We start from the raw sequence: 18,525 nt of genomic DNA, 5'->3' as shown, positions 1-18,525 counted from the left end.
GAAGGATCGTCGCTGTCGGTTCGGTCCCGCCTGCGGGCCGCCCCCGGCGGCGGTCCCCGGTCAGGCGAACGTCGCGGTCATGGCCGTGACACCCGCCGGGGCCTCGATGGACAGCCGGCCGTCCGGCGAGCCGGCCGCGACGAACGGCTGCCCGACGTAGACGGGCTTGCGGGCGCGGAACGCCAGCTCGCCCACCGCGCGGCCGGCGCGGCGCGGAAGCTCCAGGCACAGGATCGCCAGCAGGGGGCCGTGCACGACCAGCGCCGGGTGGCCCTCCACCTCGGTCGTGTAGACCGGGTCGTAGTGGATGCGGTGGGCGTTGTAGGTCAGCGCGCTGAACCGGAACAGCAGCACCGGGTCGGCGGTCACCGGCAGCGTCCACGGCGCCTCCACCTTCGGCGGCTCGTAGGAGGGGGCGGTGGGGGGTGCGGCCGGGTCGCCGCTGCGGTAGACGAGGTCCTGCTCCTCGACGGCGATCTCGGCGCCGTCGCGCAGGTAGGTGTGGCGGACGGTGACGAACAGCAGCTCGCCGCTGCGGCCGTGCTTGAGCCGGGTGTCGGCGGTCTCCGAGCGGCGGGTGAGGGTGTCGCCGAGGCGGATCGGCCGGTGCAGGGTGAGCCGGCCTCCGGCGAACATGCGGCGCCGGTCGGGGATCGGGGGCAGGAAGTGGCCGTCGCGGGGGTGGCCGTCGGCGCCCAGGTCGCCGGTGCGGGGGCGGTCGAGGAAGTACAGCCACTGCCACAGCGGCGGCAGTTCCGGGCCGGGCGGGTCGGCGTCCAGCAGTGCCGCCAGCGCCTGGGCGGGCTCGGGGTGGATGGTCTCCGTGCGCTCCTGCGGGCCGGGTTCCCATCCGTTGATGTCGATCAAGCGACCACTCCCTTCGCGCGCAGGCCGGCCGGGTCCAGCCCCAGTTCGGCCAGGACGTCGTCGGTGTGCTCGCCCAGCCGCGGGGCGGGCGCGACCGTGCGCCGTCCGGTGTCCAGGGGCGAGGCCGGGGCGTGCACGCGGCCGACGCCTGGCTGATCGATCTGCTGGAGCAGGGGGCTGCTCGCGGGGTCGAGGTCGGTGAAGCGGCGGTAGGGGGCGTACAGCACCGACGTCGGTTTGAGGGCCCGGTCGACCTCGGCGAGGGTGCGTCCGGCGAACCAGGGGGCGAGCAGGGCGAACAGGGACTCGCGGTGCCGGAAGCGGTCGCCGTCCCGGGTGAAGTCGGCGCCCAGCAGCCGTTCCAGTTCGGCCACGGTCGCGGTCAGTTCGGTGGCCGCGCACAGGTCGGCGAAGTGCCGGGCGGTCAGCGCCACCACCATGACGCGTTCGCCGTCGGCGAGGGGGAAGTCGCGGCCGAGCCCGCCGTACAGGTCGTTGCCGATGCGGGGACGCTCCGCGCCCAGCTGCGCCTCGGCGAGGAAGCCCAGGTTGCCGGCCATGGCCACCGCCACGTCGTGCAGGGCCAGGGTGATGCGCGCGCCGGCGCCCGTGCGGGTGCGGCGCCGGTCGGCCGCCAGCAGGCCCACGGCCGCGTACAGCCCGCAGGCCATGTCCCAGGCGGGCAGCACGTGGTTGACCGGGCCGGCGTGGTCGGCGGGCCCGGTGACCAGCGGGAAACCGATCTCGGCGTTGACGGTGTAGTCGACCGCGGCGGTGCCGTCGGCGCGGCCCTGGATCTGCAGGTGGATCAGGTCGGGGCGGGTCTTGGAGAGCGTCTCGTACGACAGCCAGGACCGGCCGACCGCGTTGGTCAGCACGGTTCCGGCGTCGGCCACCAGGCGGGTGACGACGTCGCGTCCCTCCGGGGAGCGGAAGTCGACCGTGACCGACCGCTTGCCCTTGTTGAGCCCGGTCCACACCAGGCTGGCGCCGGACGGGGCCAGCGGGTGGCGTCCCACGTCGGCCGCGCCGCCGAGCGGGTCGACGCGAATCACCTCGGCGCCCAGTTGGGCCAGTGTCATGCCGCCGAGCGGGGCCGCGACGAAACTCGACACCTCGATGATCCGCAGGCCCTCAAGCACCCGATCATTATGCAACCCCGCGTCCGCGGCGGTTTCAGAGGCGTTCGATGATGGTGACGTTGGCCTGGCCGCCGCCCTCGCACATGGTCTGCAGCCCGTAGCGGCCGCCCGTGCGCTCCAGCTCGTACAGCAGGGACGTCATGAGGCGGGCGCCGGTGGCGCCGAGGGGATGGCCGAGCGCGATGGCGCCGCCGTTGGGGTTGGTGCGGGCCGGGTCGGCGCCGGTCTCCTTCAGCCAGGCCAGCACCACCGACGCGAACGCCTCGTTGATCTCGATGGCGTCCATGTCGCCGATCTTCATTCCGGTGCGGCGCAGCGCGTGCGCGGTCGCGGGGATCGGCGCCGACAGCATCCGGATCGGGTCCTCGCCGCGCGCGGAGATGTGGTGGACGCGGGCGCGGGGCGTCAGGCCGTGGTCGCGCACGGCGCGTTCGGACGCCACCAGCAGCGCGGCGGCGCCGTCGGAGATCTGCGCGGCGAGCGCGGCGGTGAGGCGCCCGCCGTCCACCAGGGTCGGCAGCGCGGCCATCCTGTCGGGGGAGGTGTCGCGGCGCGGCCCCTCGTCGGCGGCGACGCCGTCGTAGGGGACGGTCTCCCGGGCGAACCGCCCCTCGTCGATCGCGCGGATCGCGCGCCGGTGCGAGGTGTAGGCGTAGGCCTCCATCTCCTCCCGCGAGATGTCCCAGTCGCGGGCGATCATCTCGGCGCCGGTGAACTGCGACACCTCGGCGTCGCCGTACCGGCGCCTCCAGCCCGCGGACCCGGCGAACGGGCCGGAGGTGTGGCCGAGGGGCTCGGCGGCGGTCATCGCATAGCCGATGGGGATCTGCGACATGTTCTGCACGCCGCCCGCCACCACCAGGTCGGCGGTGCCCGACAGCACCGCCTGCGCGGCGAAGTGCACCGCCTGCTGGGACGAGCCGCACTGCCGGTCGACGGTCACGCCGGGGACCTGCTCGGGCAGCCCGGCCGCCAGCCAGCAGGTGCGCGCGATGTCCCCGGCCTGCGGCCCGACGGTGTCCACGCAGCCGAAGACGACGTCGTCGACGGCGGCCGGATCGGCGTCCACCCGGTCCATCAGCGCCGTCAGCACATGCGCGCCCAGATCGGCGGGGTGCGCCCCGGACAGGCCGCCGCCGCGCCTGCCGACCGGTGTGCGGACCGCCTCGACGATGAATGCCTCGGCCACCTCGGGCCTCCCTCCTGCCGCCTGCTCAGGCCTGGATGCCCTCCAGGACCATGGCCAGGTACTGCTTGGCGATGTCGTCGGCCGCCAGCCGCCCGCCGGGCCGGTACCAGTTCGCCGCCACCCACACGGTGTCGCGGATGAACCGGTACACCAGCGGCAGGTCGAGGTCGGGGCGGAACGCGCCCTCCCGCACGCCCCGCTCCAGCAGCGACATCCACATCTCCTCGAAGCGGCGGTCCGATTCGAGCAGGTAGGCGAAGCGCTCGCCGGCGGCGGCCAGGTGGCGGGACTCGTTCTGGTAGACGACCACGGCGGCCCGGTGCCGGTCGATCGACCGGAACGACTCCACGATGACGGCCTCCACGGTCTCGCGTGCGCCGAGCCCGGCGGCCAGCACGCGGTCGTAGGCGGCCCACATCTCGTTCAGGAACGTCGAGAGGATCTCGTCGACCATCGACTCCTTGGAGTCGAAGTGGTAGTACAGGCTGCCGCCGAGGATCCCGGCCGCGTCGGCGACCTGGCGGACGGTGGTGGCGGCGTAGCCCTTGGCCGCGAAGACCTCGGCCGCGGTGGCGAGCAGCTCGGCGCGGCGTTCCGCGCGCGCGGCGGCGGTTCCCTCGGTGTCGCGCCGTCGTGGGCTCATGGGCGGTGTGCTCCTATGGGTGCCTGCTGGAAACGGAGACCACCTCGCCCGTCATGTAGGACGAGTAGTCGCTGGCCAGGAAGACGATAACGTTGGCCACCTCCCAGGGCTGGGCGTGGCGGCCGAACGCCTCCCGGCGCGTCAGCTCGTCCAGCAGCTCCTGCGACGTCACCTTCACCAGGTGCGGGTGCATCGCCAGCGACGGGGCCACCGCGTTGACGCGGACGCCGTGCGGGGCGGCCTCCAGCGCCACGCAGCGGGTCAGCGCCATCACCCCGGCCTTGGCGGCGGCATAGTGGGCCTGGCCGCGCTGCGCCCGCCAGCCGATCACCGAGGCGTTGTTGACGATGGCGCCCGAGCCGCGCTCCCGCATGATCCGCAGCGCGGCCCGGGTGCAGCGCATGGTGCCGTTGAGGGTGACGTCCAGGACGCGGTGCCACTGCTCGTCGGTCATGTCGGCCAGTTCGGCGGTGCCGCCCAGCCCGGCGTTGTTGACGGCGACGTCGAGGCGTCCGAAGCGTTCGAGCGCGGCCGCGTACAGCGCCCGCACCTCGTCCTCGGCGGTGACGTCGCAGCGGCGGGCGGCCACCCGGCCGGCGCCGAACTCCTTCTCCAGCGCGGCGTGCGTCTCGGCCAGGCGCCGCTCGTGCGCGTCGGACACCATGACGGCGGCGCCCTCCTCCAGGCAGCGGCGCGCGGTCGCGCCGCCGATCCCGGTCCCGGCGGCGGCGGTGACCACCACGACGCGGTCGCGCAGCAGGCCGTGCCCTTCCACGTACCGCGGTTCCGCCCCGGTCATGCGGCCCCCTTCGGCTCGCGCGGCAGGCCGAGCACGCGCTCGGCGATGATGTTGCGCTGGATCTCGTTGGACCCGGCGTAGATGGTGTCGGCGCGGGAGAACAGGAACAGCCGCTGCCAGTCGTTCAGGTCGTAGGGTGCGCCGTCGGCGACGAGCCCCGCCGCGCCGAGGACGTCCATGGCCAGCTCCCCCAGCTCCCGGTGCCAGGTCGCCCACACCAGCTTGGAGATGGACGACTCGGGGCCGGGGGCGCCCGCGGCGACGCCCGCCATGGTGCGCACCGCGTTCAGCCGCATGATCTCCAGGCCCATCCAGGCGCGGGTGAGCCGGTCGCGCAGCAGCGGGTCGTCGACGGCGCCGGTGCGGCGGGCCAGCTCGATCACGCCCTGCAGTTCGCGGCGGAACCCGACCTGCTGGCCGAGCGTGGCGACGCCGCGTTCGAAGCCGAGCGTCGCCATCGCGATCCGCCAGCCGTCGCCGGGCGCGCCGACGATGTTGGCGGCGTCGGTGCGGGCGCCGTCGAAGAACACCTCGTTGAACTCCGAGGTGCCGGTCATCTGCACGATCGGGCGGACCTCCACCCCGTCCTGGCGCATCGGGACCAGCAGGTACGACAGCCCGGCGTGCCGCGTGGAGCCGGGTTCGGTGCGGCACAGCACGAAGCACCAGTCCGCCTCTGCCGCCAGGGAGGTCCACACCTTCTGCCCGGTGACGCGCCACTGCCCGCCGACCAGTTCGGCGCGGGTCTGCACGCCGGCCAAATCGGAGCCGGCGTCCGGTTCGGAGTAGCCCTGGCACCACAGCTCCTGCGCCGCGGCGATCGGCGGCAGGAACCGGGCGCGCTGCGCGTCGGTGCCGAACGCGATGATCGTCGGGCCGAGCAGGTTCTCCCCGATGTGGCCGACCCGGGCGGGCGCGCGGGCCAGCGCGTACTCCTCGTGGAAGATCACCTGCTGGGCGAGGGTGGCGCCGCGGCCGCCGTGCTCGACCGGCCAGCCGAGGCAGGTCCAGCCCGCCGCGGCCAGGTGCCGCTCCCACGCCAGCCGGACCGGGAACGCCTCGTGCTCGCGGCCCGGGCCGCCCAGGCCCCGGGCGGCGGCGAACTCGCCGGTCAGATTGGTCTGCAGCCAGTCGCGGACCTCGGCGCGGAAGGCGCGGTCGGCCGCGCTCTCCCGGCCGGGCGCGCGGCCCGTACCGTCCCGCGTGCTCACACCGCAGGACTCTACCAAACGATTGTTAGAAAGTATTGCCCCGCCGTCCCGCCGCGCCGGCCGGCTAGGCCACGCGGACGATGAACAGCGTCGTGTCGTCGGCGAACGGGTCGTAGGCCATCCGGGTCAGCACCAGGTCCAGCAGCCGGTCCGGCTCGCCGTCGTGCTTCTCCACGATCCGCGCCAGCCGGTCGATCTGCTCGTCCAGGTCGCTGTCGCGCCGCTCCACCAGGCCGTCGGTGTAGAGCACCACCAGGTCGCCCGGCTGCAGCTGCGTGGTGATCGTCCGGTACGTCAGCCGCGGGAAGGCGCCCAGCAGCGGGTCGGGCGTGTCGTCCAGCAGCCGGGCCCGCCCGTCGCGCACCAGCAGCGGCGGCGGATGGCCGGCGATCGACCACTTCATGCGGCAGGTCTCGGGCTCGAAATGGGCGATCACGGCGGTGCCGGTGGCGGTCGGCTCCAGGTCGTTGGCCAGGTCGTTCAGCCAGCCCATCAGGCGCCCGGCGGGCTCGCCGGTGTAGGCCAGGGCCAGCAGCCCGTGCCGCATGCGCGCCATGTCGGCGGTGGCGGCCAGGCCGTGGCCGCTGCAGTCCCCGACGGCGAACAGCCCCCGCCCGTCCGACAGCACCCGCGTCACGTGCCAGTCGCCGCCGATGCGCGCGGTGTTCTCGGCGGGGATGCTGCGGACCGCCGCCCGCAGCCCGCTCGCCCCGGCCAGCATCAGGTCGGGCGGCAGGATCGCACGGCGCAGCGCCAGCGCCACCTGCCGCTCCCGGGCCGACTGGCCCTGCAGGCGCAGCAGGTCGCGGCGGGTCTCGGCGAGGGCGCCCTCCAGGGACCGGCGGTGGCTGATGTCCTGGGTCAGCATCCGCACGCCGACCAGCAGGCCCGAGGAGTCCAGCACCGGCTCGGCGTACAGCCACAGGTGCCGCCGCTCGCCGTCCGGGGTGCGGATGCGGTGCTCGTACTGGACGGGCTCGCGCCGGTCCAGCACGGTGTGCAGCGCGTCCTCGGCCAGCGGCAGGTCCTCGGGGACCACGACCTCCGACAGCTCCTTGAGCGTGACCGGCCCGTCCTGCTCCGTGCGGCCGTAGTTGGCCAGCATCTGCGGCGACCAGTCCTGCTCGCCCGTCGCCACGTCCCACTCGGCGAAGCCGATGCGCGCCAGCCGCTCGGCCTGCTCCAGCCGCCGCGCCGTGCGCTCCTCCTCGTCGTGGAAGCGCCAGACCATGCAGATGCCGGTGGGGACGCGCACGGACCGGACGGTGACCCGCATGGTGCGCGAGGTGCCGTTGAGGCTGGTGGTGTAGCAGAACGGGCCGCGGGCGAACGGGCGGCCCGTCTCCAGCACGTCGACGTGGGCGGCGAACAGGCCGCTCAGCACCACGCCCGGGTCGGTCCGCAGCAGCCGCCGCCCCCGCAGCTCGCGGCCGCCGCGGCCGAACGGGTCCCTGGCCTGCTCGTTGAGCGCGGCGTAGACGAAGTCGACCACGCGCCCCTCCGGGGAGCGGACCGGCACCAGCCAGGCCGCCGAGACGATCGCCGCGTCCAGGATCGCCCGCGCCACCGGGTCGTCCGGGGTGGCGGCCAGCAGGTCGGCGTCGGCCTGGGCGTCCTCGGTGATCGGCCGCCCCAGCAGTTCCTCGACGACCACCAGGGGGTCGACGTCCTCGTGCGCGCCGCTGCGCGCCCGCAGCGCGGTCTCCCGGACCACGGCGTAGGTGTCGCCGCCCGTCTCCCGGGCCGCCGGACGCTCGCCGACCAGCAGCGAGGCCGTCTCCTCCAGATCCATGCCGAGGTCGCGGGCCAGCCAGATCAGGTGCTGCAGCGCCTCGCCGGGCTGGCAGCCGAGCCGGTCGGCCAGCCGCACCCGGGCCTCGGCGATCACGGCGCGTTGCCGCGCCGCGGCCTGCATCCCCTGCAGCATCGGCATGCGCCGCCCCATCCCGGGGGTGCTCGCGTCCTCACCGGCCCCGTCGCGGGAGTCCTCCTCGGAGGCACCGGCCTCGCGGCCCTCATCCCGCTTCGGGGTCTCCGCGTGCTCCTGCGCGTGTTCGGGCGCGGCCGGGGCGGGCGCGGGCGGCTGCTCCTCCTGCTGCCGCCCGGCGGCCCCCGGGGGCCTGCTCTCCTTCGGGGGGCCGCCGTCCGGCCGGGGGGCACCGGCCCCGTCCGGCCCCGCGCCCGGCGGCGTCGCCGCGCCCGACGCCCTGCTTGACGCCTCGCCCGATGCCTTGCTTGATGACTTGCTTGATGATTCGTCCTGCACCTCGGCCGACACGTCGCCCGACGTCTCGCCCGGCGTCTCGTCCGGCGCCTTGGCCGCCGCCTGCGCCGGCGCCGTCTCTCCGGAAACCCCCGCTGCGGCGTTCCGCGTTCCCCCGCCGCCCGCCGCAAGCCGCGGCTCGCCGGGCGCGGAGGAGCCCGCACCGGGCGCACCGGCGGCGGTCCGGGCGTGCTCGGCCCCGGGCCCGCCCCCTCCGGCGACATCGTCCGGCCGCGGCCGCCCACCGGGCGGCTGCTTCCACCCCGCGTCCACGATTTCCACAACACCGGAATATAGGTCGAACCGCAATGAGTGTCGGAATCGCCGACAAACCAGTCGGAGGGCGTGGATCGCGGCTTTATAAAGCCCGGGTCAAGAATCCACCTCGGAGGCTTCACCTGCCCGTACGCCGGTCGGAGATCTTCTGATCCGCCGCCATGGCGCAGCAAACTTCGCATCAAAAGATGTTTCTGAAATCGGCTCCGCAACGAGCGGCACGTTCCGGTGCAGCAGCGTGAACAGCCTTTCCCAGCGGTCCAGGACGGCGTCGGGACGGTACCGCCCCACCGACGCGCGGGCCCGCGCCCCCATGGCCCGGCGCAGCGCGTCGTCCCGGATGAGCCGCTCCAGGGCCTCCGCGAGGGCGGCGGTGTCGCCCGGCGGCACGAGCAGCCCGTCCTGCCCGTCGGTGAGCAGGGCCCGGACGCCGGGGGCGCAGTCGAAGGCCACCGTCGGCAGGCCGTAGGCCATCGCCTCCAGCACCGACATCGGGAACCCCTCGGCCCGGGACGGCAGGACGAAAATCGAGGAGCCGGCGAGCGCCGTCTCGACGTCGGAGACGACCCCGCGGAACTCCACCGACGTGGCGATCTCGGGGATCGAGGCGGCCTGGCGGCGCAGCGCGTCCTCCTCGGGGCCGGCCCCGTACACGCGCAGCAGCCAGCCGGGGTACCGGGACGCGACCCGCGCCCACGCCTCCAGCAGGAGGTCCACGCCCTTCTCGGCCGACAGCCGCCCCACGCACGCCACGATGGGCGCGTCGAGCGTCGGCAGGCGGCGCGGCGCCACGTGCAGGGGGTTGGGCATGTGCCCGACGTTGGTCATGCCGTCGCGCGCCCAGGCGTCGGCGTCCTCGGCGGTGAGCGCCAGCAGCCGGTCGCAGTGGGCGAACAGCTCCCTGACGCGGGTGTAGCGGGACGACCGGCGGGTGGCCTCGTACGACTCGTGCGTCATGCCGATGACCTTGAGCCCGGTGGTGTCGGCGGCGCGGACCCACTCCATCGCCCACACCTGCGCCGCGATGACCACGCCGCCGGGGCGCGCCCCCGCGAACAGCTCCGACAGGCGCGCCGCCCCCTGGCGGAGGGTCCTGGTGCGCCACAGGTCGCGCCCGTAGGCGGCGACGTTGAGGCGCTGGCGGACGGAGTAGGGGCGCCACGCCATCGCGGGAGGCCGCCACTGGTCGTGCAGGGTGACGACGGTGTACGAGCCGTCCGCCTGGTAGTCGTGCCGCTCTGCGGCGTGGGTGACGCCGACGAGGGTGACGCGGTGCCCGCGTCCGGCCAGCAGGCGCGCGAAGTGGTGCGCCCACCGTTGCAGACCCCCCACGGCGTCGGTGTTGTTGCACACGATGAACACGTCCCTGGGCTCAGCCATCGCGGGCCCCCTCCCTGACGGTGGTGAAGAACCGCTCCACGACGGCGCGGGCGGCGGTGCCCCGGTCGTACTCGCCGAACCGCTGGACGAAGGCGCGGCGGCGCGGGGCGTAGCGGGCCGCGACGCGGTCCAGGTCGGCGAGGGCGGCGACCAGGTCGTCCTCGGTGGCGGTGACCGGGCCCGGGGCGTGCTCGGTCAGGTCGAAGTAGCCGCCGCCCAGCGCCTGCGGGTCGGGCACGTGCAGGATCATCGGCCGGTCCAGCAGCGCGTAGTCGAACATCAGGGACGAGTGGTCGGTGACCAGCGCGTCGGCGAGCAGGAGCAGCGGCGTGACGTCGGGCAGGCGGCCGGCGTCGACGGCGCGGATGCCGGCCGCCGCGCACCGCCGGGCGCGGCACAGGTAGTGCGGCCGCACCAGCAGGACCATCGCGCCGCCGAGTTCGCGGGCGAACCGCTGCGGGTCGATCGGCGGGTCGACGTACCGCACCGGCCGCCCGTCCGGGCCGAGGCGGAACGTGGGCGCGTACAGCACCACCCTGCGCCCGTCGTCCAGGCCGAGGGAGCGGCGCAGGGCCTGCGCCTCCGCGGCCGTGTCGGGATCGCCGTTGACGAGGGGGTCGTTGCGCGGATAGCCGGCCGGCAGCAGTTCGGCGCGCACACCGAGTCCTTTGACGAGCGTGTCGGCGTCGTGCCGCGAGCGGATCAGGAAGCAGTCGAAGCGTTCCACCATGCGGCTCAGCCGCGCGCGCTCGGCCGGCCCGGCGGACTTGATGCGGGGCTGGTCGAAGCCCATGAGCTTGTAGGCCGAGCCGTGCCAGGTCTGGATGTAGGTGGTCTCCGGCCGCTTGCGCAGCCCGCCGGGGAAGCCCTGGTTGTCGATCCAGAACTGGGCGCGGGCCAGTTCCCAGTGGTAGGCCCACGAGTTCCGGCGCACCAGCACGGCGTCCTCGGGGAAGCCGCGGGGCGAGGACTCGTACGCCCACACGGCACGTACCGGAACCCCGGCCCGGCACAGCTCGCGGTGGATGTACTTGGGGTTGTCGGCGTAGTGGCGCCCCATGTGGCTCTCGAAGACGACCGTGCCCGTGCGCACGGGCAGCCGGCTCAGCACGTGGTTGAACACGGCCCTCTTGGTGGCGCGGGACATGGCCGCACGCCGGGCGGCCCTGTAAAGGCGCCGCACGGCCGCCAGCATGCGGCGGGCGGCCCGAAGAACGGGGCGCCCCAGAGGCGCTCTCGCGGCCGCCCTAGCGGTGCGCCACGCGCGTCCGTCCCTGTGCAGGACGAAGGCCAGGTGCCCCCCGGTGGTGGTGTAGGGGCGCAGCCCCCGGGCCGCGAGCCGTGAGAGGCGGGGACGCACCGGCAGCAGCACGCGCTCCGCCGAACCGCCGAGTTCCCTGCCGGACAGGCGCGTGACGACCTCCTCGCCGTCCACGTCGAGGCGCAGCCGCACGTCCCACACCGCGTCGCCCGCGCCCACGGGGCGAACCCGCCGGGGATCGAAGTCCGCCTCCCACACGAGCCGATCCCCCGCATGGGCGACGGTCGCTGCGACGCGGAACATCCGCCGGGGCCTCTTCCTGGCGTACAGCTCCAGGACCGCCGTCACGGTCGCGTCCCCCGCCACCTTGCCCAGGGGGTTGAGAACGTGGCCGCGCAAGCGCGCGCGGCCGTCCCGCACCGTCAGCTCGGTGGCCACGTTGAGGGGGCGCAGCTCACCGAGCGAGCAGTGCTGCAGCCCAAGATGCGTCACGTCCAGGATCCGGCGTGCCCGGTCCGACGACGCGTACCGCCCGCTCCAGAAGACGCGTCCGTCGTCCCGGCGCAACGCGGCACCGAGCACGGACGAGCCGCCCCGGTACTCCGCCGCAGCCAACGCCCCGTCCTGGTCGCCCTCGCGCAACAGGTACGCGGCGATGGCCGCCATCGGGTGGGCCTCCTCGTACACCCGGGGGTGGAGGCCGGCCAGATAGTCGGCGGCCAGCGCGCGGAACCCCTCCCGGTAGGCGGCGTCGCGGCACGGCAGGTCGCGCATGTACAGCAGCAGGTCGTGGTTGACAAACTTGACGTCCTTGGCGAGCCGCAGCTCCTCGTCGCCGTGCCGCAGCAGCAGCGCGTCGATGCGCCGGTGGATCTCCAGCCGGTCGGCGAAGTTGGCCAGTTCCGAACGCCGGCTGGAGATGGACCGCGCATGCGGCTCGACCAGCCAGTTGTAGACGCGGTGCGGGATGAGCGCCGTCCGGGACGCCGCCAGGTACGCCTCCGCCGTGAACAACAGGTCCTCATAGTGCAGCCGCTCGGCGAAACGCAGCCCGTGCCCCTCCAGGAAGGCGCGCCGGTAGAGCTTGTTGGTGGCGAGGGTGTCGTACAGCAGGTCCGGGTTGTCGCGCAGCGCGCCGTAGACCGCCGTCCTCCGGTAGAGCCACGGGTACCAGGGCCGCTCCCGGCCGCGCACCCGGCCCGTGTGGACGCGCGTGCACAGCCCGGAGACCAGGTCGGCGCCGGTGTCCTCGGCCGCGGTCAGCAGGTTGAGGCAGGCGTGCGGGTCCAGGACGTCGTCGCTGTCGAGGAACATCACGTACCGGCCGCGCGCCCGCGCCACCCCCGCGTTGCGCGGACGGCCGCACCCGCCGGAGTTGACCGGCAGCCGCACCGCCCGCACCCGCCCCGGATGCTCGGCGGCCAGCCGTTCGGCCACCGGCCCGGTCTCGTCGGCGCTCCCGTCGTCCACGACCACGACCTCGACGGCGCCCAGCGACTGCCTCAGCGCCGAACCGACCGCCCGGGGCAGCCGGCCCGCGTCGTTGTAGGCGATCACGACCACGCTCACGTCAGGGCCGTGCGGGACGTGCCCGTGCGGCCCTGCCCTCATGGACGTGTCCTCCCCCCGTCCCTGCTCGCGTGCCGGATACCTTTCCGGCCACCGCAACGACGGAGTAGAAGACACCACAAAAAAAGTGAATGATTGCGGCATTCAGGACGACAAAGGGCGCCCGGCATACGCCGGACGCCCTCGTCCACCGGACGTCAGTCGGCGTCGTAGTCCGGGTACCCGTACCCGGCGACGAGCGACTTGGACCGCACCCGCTTCTCCACGGCGTCGTTGGTGTTGCCCTCGACGGTGGTGATGGTGCCGTCCCCGTTGTCCTTGACGACCAGGCCGACGTGGTCGATACCGCTGATGCCGCCGTCGGGCCCGTTCTGCCAGTCGAAGAACACCACGGCCCCGGGCTTGGCCTTGTGCCCCCAGCGCCCCTTCTTGGCGAACCACCTGGCGTGCTGGACGGTGTAGGCGTCCCACCCCATGTCCTTGACACCGAGCTGCGCGCCCACCCAGGACACGAACATGTTGCACCACTCGGCGCCGTTGTAGTCGTCCACGCTGAAACCGCCGTCGCGCTCGGCCGTCATCTTCGCGTTGGGCGTCGACACGAACCAGTCGTGGTACTTGGTCTGCCGGCCGGGCCCCTCCTTGACGCCGACCTGCTCCAGGGCCAGGCGGATCGCCTCGGACGGCTCGACCTTGCGGATCGGCACCGCGTATCCCTCGGGCTTGTCACCGATGGAGACGGCCTTGTGCGCCTTCTCCACCTGCACCTGGGCGACGGTCCCCTTGTCCTGGGGCTGCCCCTCGGCGGAAGGGCCGATCAGCGCGAAGCCGACGGCCCCGGCCAGCACCGTCCCCACGGCGACCCCCACACCCAGGCGAGCCTCGAGGGAATGAGAAGCGGTTCGATCGGGCATGCAGAGAACTCCTTGTCTCCCATGACGCCTACCGGGTTAGCTGACGGATTCGGGCATGGAAGAGCCCTACGGCGCGCATCGTCGGCACGCCGATTCACCCCTGGGCCTGATCGGCCCGACGTGGGTTCCCGGCTCCGGTCCTCGCATCAGGCGCCGGACACGGATTCGGCCACGGCCGCCGCTGCCCACAGCGGCCGCTCACTGGTCTGAACTCGAAAGGGGGGCGCGTCCTCGCGCGCCACGGCCGCGCCCCGGGTCCCTCCCCGGGCCACGACAGGCCACGACGCATGGCGCGCGTCGCGGGATTCGGTCCGACGTTATCAGATCCCCACGCCAGAGCAAAAAAGGTAAAGCCGCTCTGACCTGCGACAACATCAAAACCGATCCCCTGTGGTCACAGGGTGCACACCTGTCGCGTCAGTGCCGTGATCCTGGCCGCCGCGGTGGCGTAGGACGTCCCCGCCGGCTGCAGCGTGAGAACCGCCACGACGTACCGCTCCCCCGGCCCCACGAGCCCGGTCGTATGCAGGACCGGCCGCCCCAGCCCCAGGTCCCCCGGCACCACCCCGGACGTCCCCTGCCCGAAGCCCGACCAGCCCTGCTTGACCGCCCACGGCTTCGACACCGCCCGCGGAATCCCGAAGTACTGGTCGTAGCCGTCCGTCCCCCGCCGGGTGGCCCTGCGCAGCTCCCGCAGCACGACATCGCGGTGCCGGGGCCGCGCCTTCTCCAGCAGATACCGGTACGCCTTCACCACGTCCGCGGCGCTGAGCGCGGTGTACCCCCAGAACCCGGGCTTGTCCGCGGGCGGCGGCCTGGTGTCGGTGAGCCCCATCCGGCGCGCCATCCGCTCGACGATCGCCCCGCGCCCACCGCGCCTCCACAACGCCGTCGCCGCCGCGTCGTCACTGGACCGCAGCATCAACCCCAGCCGCGGATCGACGTCCCGGCTCCGCTCCAGATGATCGAGCGCGATGAGGATCTTCACCACCGACGCCGACCGGAACACCTGGTGCGGCCGGTACTGCCGCACCGTCCTGCCGCTCTCCCGGTCGAACACCACGTACCCGACCCGCGTCCCCCGAGGCACCTTCGGCGTCGGGACCGCCTTCCGCGTCTCGGGAGTCACACTGGGAGCCGGCTCCACCGCACTGCTGCTCACCGCCCCCGGGACCCGCTCCGTCTCCCGGCCACACCCACAGAGCGCCCCGGCCACAACCACCAGAGCCACCCCGCCCCGGCCCGCCCGAGCCCAGGCTCCCGCTATCTCGGTACGCATGACCCCGCAGACTGCGCTACAGTAATCACGCCTGCTGCGGCAGGCGCCGGGACGTAGCGCAGTTTGGCAGCGCACTTGACTGGGGGTCAAGGGGTCGTGGGTTCAAATCCCGCCGTCCCGACAGGTCAGAGGCCGGTTCCGATCATTCGGAACCGGCCTTTCGTCGTCCGTACGGCCAGGATGTACAGCTACGGCCCCGTACCCGGTGGTCCCCAAGTGGTCCCCATCAGCGCCCACCAGCCGCCTCAGCGCGCCCCTGGCGGCCTCCCTCAGCACCTGGGCATAGACCTCCCCCGTGATGCCGATCTGGCCACGCCGAAGAATCTGCATCGCCTCACGCGGATGGACGTCCAGCGCGGCCCAGCAGCGAACCGCACGTGCGCCGCACGCCATGAACCTTGATCAACCGCACCCCCGCACGCTCGGCCCCCCCTTTGAAGCTGCGGTTGACGTTCCGCAGCCCGATCAGACGCCCCATCCGCGTCGTGAAGATCAGCCCCCTTGCCCGTCCAGCGCTCCCCACGCGCCGTGCACTCGCTTTCCTGACGCTTCTGCCGGATGCGCAGTGCGGCGAAAGTTCACTACGACGGGTATCTGTCGAGGATCGCGCGTGACCTGAAGACACCGTCCCCCCAACTCGCGCGAGCCGTCGACTCTGCACTCGGTGCGGAGGGCCGGCTTGCAGCTCTCCGCACCGTTGGTGAGGAGCGCTCGCTGGAACCGGGTACCCGGGAGGAGGATGAGGACGAGATGGAACGGCGCACTCTCCTACAGGCGCTCGCGGCACTCGGTCTGCCCGCGTCTCCGATCTCCGAAGCCCTCCGGAACATCCGGATCAGCGTCCACCGCACCGTCGGCGGCGGAGAGGACGGTCACATCGACGAGTGGGACGAGATCGTCGTCGAGTACGGTCACCTGTACGTGCCGACACCTCCGCGTCGCCTGCTGCTCGACCTGGCGAGCGACCTGGTGACCGTCCAGCAGATCATCAAGCGCAAGCAGCAGGAGGACGCCCGGAGGAACCGAGCCCACAGCACGTCCGCGCCCTGGAGCCGCGTCGCCGCCGAACTCTGCGCGCTCATGGCCAAGACGCTCAGCAACCTCGGGCGACCGCGCGAGGCCCGCGAATGGTGGAGGACCGCGCAGAGCGCCGCTGAGGCGTCCGGTGACACAGATCTCGCCCTGTGGATCGCGGGGGGACGACTGGCGCATGGGCTCTATGAGCGCCGCCCCGCCGCCGTCCTCCTCGCCAGGGCGGACAAGGTGCTCGAACGTGTCTCGGATGCCCCGTCCCGCGGCCTCCTGCACGTCCGGGGGGTGCGCGCACAGCTGCTGGCGCCGGCGGGAGATGCCGACGAGGCGACGGCGGAGCTTCAGATGTGCGGCGAGATGTCCGGGACACTACCGCCGTCGATCACCAGCGAGGTGCACTCCATTGCCGGCTGGGCCGAGGACCGGCTCCGGTACATCCAGGCGTGGGTGCATGCCCATCTGGGCGAGCGGGAGCAGCTCGACGGTGCGGTCGAGCACGCGCACCGGGTCGTGGCCGCCGAGGCGCGGCGCTTCCGTGCGCAGTTCGGCCTTCTGCAGGCGTTCGGTCACGTTCGCGCCGGGGACGTCAGCGGGGGCGTCAGGCTCGCTCACGTCGTCTACAGCCGTCAGCCGGTCGAGCACCGAACCACCATGGTGACCAGCCTGGCCGAGCAAGTCCTCGAAGCCGTCCCGCTTCAGCGCAGTGGCGAGCAGATCGTCACCGACTACCGCGAACTGCTGGCCGGCTCCGGACGCAAGGCGATCACGTAGAGGTCGAACCACGGCTCGGTCTCCCCCACGCCGCCCGGCGCTCGTCCCACCTTCCGCCAGCCCCACCGCTCGTACATCTGTTGTACTTGGCGTTCGTGCGGTGCCGTGGCGAGCGTCGCCCGATCCTCCCGGCGCGGCCGGAGAAGTTCGTCCATGAGTCGTCGCCCGATCCCGCGCCCCCGGCAGGACGGTGTCACCGCAAGATCGATCACAGCGAAGGTCCGGGCGCCGGTCTCGGTCGTGAAGCCCGGCGGCGGTGGAGGCTCCAGGCCCGCCCACCAACCCGTCCCGGCCGATAGCGGCAAGCCGTAGACGAACCCCACGAGCACCCGATCGATCCGGGCGATCACCGCCTCGAATCCACTGGACTCGGTCTGCCGGGACGTGCGACGTTCGTGATCGGCGAGGTCATAGTCCGGGAACGCTTCGGCGTAGACAGCCTGAATCTCGGCAAAGCAACTACGAGTGCCCGCGCCGTCCAGACGTTCGAGCTCCAATGCACCCATGGCTCCATCATCCGCGCACGAACACCGTCCGGCATCCGACTTCGGCACTCCGGTTCGGTGCCGCCGCAGTCCATCCTCACAAGCAGGGCCGACCCTTCCTGTGCTCACGCGCCGACGAAACGGCGGATGGAGTCCATGGCGGTTCTTGCTGATCGGGGCAAGAGCAGCATGCTTGTGACGATCACGCCGAGAAGAAAGACGAAGCAGAACAATTGTGAGTTTTCGGATCCCAGGGCTTGAAGCAGGGCGAGAACGATACCTGTTAGGACGGTGGTAAGGGTAAAGAGAACGATGGCGCTATCAACGTGGCGGTCGTCGCTGTCGCGGGTAAGCTGCTTTTGCCGTTGATCTCGCCGCCGACATCTACACCAGTCTGCTGCCGCAGCTGGCCCGGCAGTCCGCCGAAAACGCCGCCGCCGTCCTGAACGCCGACAACCACGCCGCATCCACCAGGCGCTGTCTCAGGCGTCTTTTGCCACGCGTGTGCTGAAGGCAGCATGCTGCAGTCCGAGGTGGAAAGTCGATCAGCGGGGCAGCCTTGCGTGGGCCCCCTTTCATGCCCGTTTTCCTGCGTTCCGGACCACCCCCGCCTGCGCAGGTAGCCCCCACTGATCACCTGTTCAGCAAGATCACTTTGCGCACCTGGAGAGATACCTCCGCTTAGCCTGGGAGGCCGCTTCCTCGGGCTGCGCGTACTGTCTGGCCGTGTCCAGCACTCGGTGCCTTCTGCTGATGACCGCGCTGGTCGCACGCGTGGGCCGCTCCTGTCTCTAGGCCGTGTCCGGTGGATCATGGTCGCCCCGCAGCACTGCGGTGGTCCCCGGTAGTGCGCGCTTGGTGCGGCGGGTGGCACTGCCGCGTCGTCGCTTGAGCCGGTTGGTGACATTGCGGCGTCGGTGGGGCGGTCGTGTCGGAGACGGGCGAGCGGCTGCCGTACCGGCCCGCTACCGGCGGTGTCACGGAGCCGCACAGGCGGCGGACGACCCGGCTGCCAAGATCCGCCGGGCATGGCCAGGCGTGTCTGGTGGATCATGGTGGGCCCGCAGCAGTGCGGCGACCAGGGCGTTCCCGACCACCTTGCGGTGTCGGCAAGGCGGCCGCAGCGGCGACGGTCGGGGGCCGCCATCCCCGGCCGGTCGCGGCTTGACGGCGGCGAAACCGCAGACTCACAGCACACAGCGGACGACCCGGCCGACGCGCCCACCCGCACTCAAGAGCTGGACGCCAAAATCCACCGGAGGCGGCCTAGGGCGTGTCGTCAAAGTGTCATGGCCGCATCAGCAGGGCGGCCAACGTGACGGCGGCCTGGAAGGAACTGGCGGTCTTGCAGTAGCGGGTGGCGATGCCGCGCCACTGCTTGAGCCGGTCGAAACAGCGCTCGACGACGTTGCGCCGCCGATAGATGCGCAGGCCGAAGACGGGC

14 protein-coding genes, 1 tRNA gene and 1 riboswitch are annotated in these 18,525 nt (G+C 72.7%); of the genes, 2 read left to right on the top strand and 13 right to left on the bottom strand.

The genetic code is table 11. The annotated features are described in order from the left end of the window. Positions 1-60 precede the first annotated feature (60 nt). The 11 genes from ABD879_RS16860 to ABD879_RS16810 all read right to left on the bottom strand — a co-directional run bounded on the left by ABD879_RS16860 (position 61) and on the right by ABD879_RS16810 (position 14,643). Positions 61-867, bottom strand: a complete 807-nt coding sequence (locus ABD879_RS16860) for an HTD2 family dehydratase (protein WP_345022371.1) — start codon at positions 865-867, stop codon at positions 61-63. Then, the gene (locus tag ABD879_RS16855) at positions 864-2,009 is read right to left on the bottom strand and encodes a CoA transferase (protein WP_345022370.1); all 1,146 of its coding nucleotides are present in this window, start codon (positions 2,007-2,009) and stop codon (positions 864-866) included. The genes ABD879_RS16860 and ABD879_RS16855 overlap by 4 nt, the downstream gene beginning before the upstream one ends. Positions 2,010-2,043: 34 nt before the next feature. Next, positions 2,044-3,198, bottom strand: a complete 1,155-nt coding sequence (locus ABD879_RS16850) for an acetyl-CoA C-acetyltransferase (protein WP_345022369.1) — start codon at positions 3,196-3,198, stop codon at positions 2,044-2,046. Positions 3,199-3,223: 25 nt separating this feature from the next. Next, a complete protein-coding gene (locus ABD879_RS16845; RefSeq protein WP_345022368.1) occupies positions 3,224-3,841 on the bottom strand; it encodes a TetR/AcrR family transcriptional regulator in 618 nt (205 codons plus the stop codon). A gap of 13 nt (positions 3,842-3,854) precedes the next feature. Continuing rightward, positions 3,855-4,640 carry an SDR family oxidoreductase gene (locus ABD879_RS16840; protein ID WP_345022367.1) on the bottom strand — a complete coding sequence of 262 codons (786 nt, stop codon included), beginning with the start codon at positions 4,638-4,640 and terminating at the stop codon, positions 3,855-3,857. Then, on the bottom strand, positions 4,637-5,851 hold the full coding sequence (locus ABD879_RS16835; protein ID WP_345022366.1) for an acyl-CoA dehydrogenase family protein: 1,215 nt from the start codon (positions 5,849-5,851) through the stop codon (positions 4,637-4,639). The genes ABD879_RS16840 and ABD879_RS16835 overlap by 4 nt, the downstream gene beginning before the upstream one ends. A gap of 64 nt (positions 5,852-5,915) precedes the next feature. Then, entirely contained in the window at positions 5,916-8,396 is a 2,481-nt protein-coding gene (locus tag ABD879_RS16830) for a SpoIIE family protein phosphatase (protein WP_345022365.1), read from the bottom strand. A 90-nt stretch (positions 8,397-8,486) separates the two neighbouring features. Continuing rightward, positions 8,487-9,770, bottom strand: a complete 1,284-nt coding sequence (locus tag ABD879_RS16825) for a glycosyltransferase (protein ID WP_345022364.1) — start codon at positions 9,768-9,770, stop codon at positions 8,487-8,489. Further along, positions 9,763-12,600 carry a bifunctional glycosyltransferase/CDP-glycerol:glycerophosphate glycerophosphotransferase gene (locus ABD879_RS16820; RefSeq protein ID WP_345022363.1) on the bottom strand — a complete coding sequence of 946 codons (2,838 nt, stop codon included), beginning with the start codon at positions 12,598-12,600 and terminating at the stop codon, positions 9,763-9,765. The genes ABD879_RS16825 and ABD879_RS16820 overlap by 8 nt, the downstream gene beginning before the upstream one ends. 197 nt (positions 12,601-12,797) lie before the next feature. Further along, a complete protein-coding gene (locus ABD879_RS16815; RefSeq protein WP_345022361.1) occupies positions 12,798-13,469 on the bottom strand; it encodes a CHAP domain-containing protein in 672 nt (223 codons plus the stop codon). A 56-nt stretch (positions 13,470-13,525) separates the two neighbouring features. Further along, positions 13,526-13,677, bottom strand: a riboswitch (cyclic di-AMP (ydaO/yuaA leader). 231 nt (positions 13,678-13,908) lie between these two features. Further along, on the bottom strand, positions 13,909-14,643 hold the full coding sequence (locus ABD879_RS16810; protein WP_345022360.1) for a serine hydrolase: 735 nt from the start codon (positions 14,641-14,643) through the stop codon (positions 13,909-13,911). A 197-nt stretch (positions 14,644-14,840) separates the two neighbouring features. On the opposite strand from ABD879_RS16810, the gene ABD879_RS16805 reads away from it, so the two are divergent. Beyond that, positions 14,841-14,914 (top strand) — tRNA-Pro (locus ABD879_RS16805). A 437-nt stretch (positions 14,915-15,351) separates the two neighbouring features. Then, positions 15,352-16,596 carry a hypothetical protein gene (locus tag ABD879_RS16800; RefSeq protein ID WP_345022359.1) on the top strand — a complete coding sequence of 415 codons (1,245 nt, stop codon included), beginning with the start codon at positions 15,352-15,354 and terminating at the stop codon, positions 16,594-16,596. Here the strand turns inward: ABD879_RS16800 and ABD879_RS16795 are convergent. After that, on the bottom strand, positions 16,551-17,102 hold the full coding sequence (locus tag ABD879_RS16795; protein ID WP_345022358.1) for a GNAT family N-acetyltransferase: 552 nt from the start codon (positions 17,100-17,102) through the stop codon (positions 16,551-16,553). The two genes, ABD879_RS16800 and ABD879_RS16795, sit on opposite strands and share 46 nt — an antisense overlap. Before the next feature lie 1,266 nt (positions 17,103-18,368). Then, the coding region (locus tag ABD879_RS16790) for a transposase (RefSeq protein WP_345022397.1) at positions 18,369-18,525 on the bottom strand (157 nt) is incomplete at its 5' end.

The sequence above is a fragment of the Actinomadura keratinilytica genome, assembly GCF_039539665.1.
In the GTDB taxonomy this organism is placed as follows: Bacteria; Actinomycetota; Actinomycetes; order Streptosporangiales; family Streptosporangiaceae; genus Spirillospora; species Spirillospora keratinilytica.
This window is presented reverse-complemented; position numbering and strand designations above follow the sequence as displayed.

What these genes read in the sequence shown, in the direction of transcription:
- ABD879_RS16840 (WP_345022367.1), bottom strand. Translation starts at nt 4,640, where the DNA reads ATGACCGGGGCGGAACCGCGGTACGTGGAAGGGCACGGCCTGCTGCGC.
- ABD879_RS16845 (WP_345022368.1), bottom strand. Translation starts at nt 3,841, where the DNA reads ATGAGCCCACGACGGCGCGACACCGAGGGAACCGCCGCCGCGCGCGCG.
- ABD879_RS16800 (WP_345022359.1), top strand. Translation starts at nt 15,352, where the DNA reads ATGCGCAGTGCGGCGAAAGTTCACTACGACGGGTATCTGTCGAGGATC.
- ABD879_RS16825 (WP_345022364.1), bottom strand. Translation starts at nt 9,770, where the DNA reads ATGGCTGAGCCCAGGGACGTGTTCATCGTGTGCAACAACACCGACGCC.
- ABD879_RS16795 (WP_345022358.1), bottom strand. Translation starts at nt 17,102, where the DNA reads ATGGGTGCATTGGAGCTCGAACGTCTGGACGGCGCGGGCACTCGTAGT.